The sequence below is a fragment of the Micromonospora sp. KC207 genome, from assembly GCF_004348615.1.
Lineage (GTDB): Bacteria > Actinomycetota > Actinomycetes > Mycobacteriales > Micromonosporaceae > Micromonospora.
Map to the genome: position 1 here is coordinate 1 of NZ_SMKJ01000548.1, position 1,926 is coordinate 1,926.

Sequence of the window (1,926 nt, forward strand, 5' to 3'; positions counted from 1 at the left end):
GCGGGGGCCCGGTCGAGCCCGGCGCCGGCGGTCTGCCCGAAGAAGTCGCCGTGGCTGATCCTGAGCCGGTCCAGCCCCCGGCGCAGGCTGGCCAGGAGGGTGAACAGCGAACGGCTCGCGGAGCCACCGGCCCGGGGCGGGGTGCCGCCGTGCAGCTCACGCATCACCCGCCACCCCTCGTCGGTGAGTTCGTGGGAGAACGGCCGGCGCTTGCGGTCGGTCTCGACCAGGCCCAGCTTCACCAGCTTCTCGTTGTCCTTGCCGGTGAGGGGGAAACCGGCCAGTTCCCGCAGCTCGGCGTTGCTCAGCCTCCGGGCCTCCACCATCAGCACGACGAGCGCGTTGATCTGGTTGGGGGTCAGGTCGGGGAGGTCCGCGGTGCCGCTCGACATGGTGCCTCATTCCTGTGGGGGTGCGCGCCGGCCGCGCGTCGCCGGGCCAGCAGCTCCCGGATGCTCCGGACCACGGCCTGGACGTCGGTCAGCACCTGCTCGTTGGTGAACCGGAGCACGTCGAGCCCGAGGAGCTGGAGCTGGACGTCGCGCCGCCGGTCGTCGGCGTACATCATGCGCCCCCGATGCTCCGGGCCGTCCACCTCGACCGCAAGCCCCTCGACCGTCCAGCAGAGGTCCAACCGGTACGACCGGCCGAGGGGGTGCCACTCGAAGGTGTGGTTCCACCGCCGGTCCCGGGCCCAGTCGTGCGGGGCCAGGGCTTGCTCCAGGGCCTGCTCGGCGGCGCTGTCCGGGCGCGGCGTCCCGGCCAGCGGCGGGTACGCCAGGCCCGCACCGCCGGGGTCGCCGGGGCTGTCGGAAACCCGACGGGCGTCCTCGGCGAGCTGGGCGAGGTGCGCCGGAAGCGTGATCCGCACCGGCCGGACCCGGTCGACGGCGTGCCGGAGCGGGCCGGCGAGCCACACGGCGCACCGGCCGTGCTGCGCCAGCCACTCCGCCCCCGCCACGAGGATCCGCTCGTCCTCGGGGCCGGCCCCGTCGGGCGGTTCGACCAGCAACGCGCAGCCGTCCCGGCCGTACGCGTCGGCCAGGACCCGGGCCAGGCCGGCGGCCCGTACCTCGGCGGGAAAGCGCGACCGGCGGCGGACCGGGCCGGCGCGCTCCGGGCCTGCCGGGTCCCCGCCGCGCAGCGCCCGCTCGGCGAGGTCGGCGAGGAATGGTCCGAAGTGGTCCGATCGGGACGCGACCCGGGCAGCGAGTTCCCGCACGGCAGCCACGCCGGGCGGGTCGGCGCCGTCCAGCCGGTCGGCGCCTGGCAGCCAGCGGGGGTACAGCGCCCGGGCCGCGCCCTCCAGCTCGTCGAGGAGGGCGGCGACCAGGCCAGCGAGCGTGAGACCGCGCGCCGGCCGGTAGGCGAGCACGGCCGGCGCGGCCGGTGGCAGCGGGTCGAGGGCCAGCCGGAGCAGCTCGGGGTCGACGTCGGCGAGGTGACCGACGCGGCGTGGCGGGACGGCTGCCCACCAGTCCGTACCGGCACCGCCACGCATGGTCGGGCACCCTACCGGGCGGCCGGCCCCTCCGCTGTCCCGCCGGCCGTAACCGAGCGGGCGCGCTTCGCCTGGGCCGGAGGTGGCTTGGTGCGAAGCGCGCCCGCCCCGGGTCAGGTCGTCGTGCAGGTGATGTTCGTCGGTGGGTTGTTGGTGCCGTTCACCGTGGCGATGAAGCCGAACGTGGTCGACGCGCCGGCGGCCAGTGCCCCGTTGTAGTCGACGTTCTTCACCGTCACGTTCGCCCCGCTCTGAGTGTGCGAGCCGCTCCAGATCTGGTTGATCACCTGCCCGTTGGGGAACGTCCAGGAGACGGTCCAGCCCCGGATCGCGGCCGAACCGGCGGTCACCGTGACCTCGCCCTGGAAGCCACCCGTCCAGGACCCCGTCACCGCGTACGTCGCCCGCGCGCCGGACGACGGGGG

2 protein-coding genes and 1 pseudogene are annotated in these 1,926 nt (G+C 75.5%); all 3 read right to left on the reverse strand.

What is annotated here, in order from left to right:
• Window positions 1-392 (reverse strand): annotated as a pseudogene (locus E1258_RS32350) (hypothetical protein); the annotation flags it as partial.
• A complete protein-coding gene (locus tag E1258_RS32355) occupies window positions 359-1,501 on the reverse strand; it encodes a DUF559 domain-containing protein (protein ID WP_132407745.1) in 1,143 nt (380 codons plus the stop codon). The gene E1258_RS32355 and the pseudogene E1258_RS32350, both read right to left, overlap by 34 nt.
• 113 nt (window positions 1,502-1,614) lie before the next feature.
• A partial coding sequence (locus E1258_RS32360; protein ID WP_207919919.1) for a cellulose binding domain-containing protein occupies window positions 1,615-1,926 on the reverse strand: 312 nt, incomplete at its 5' end.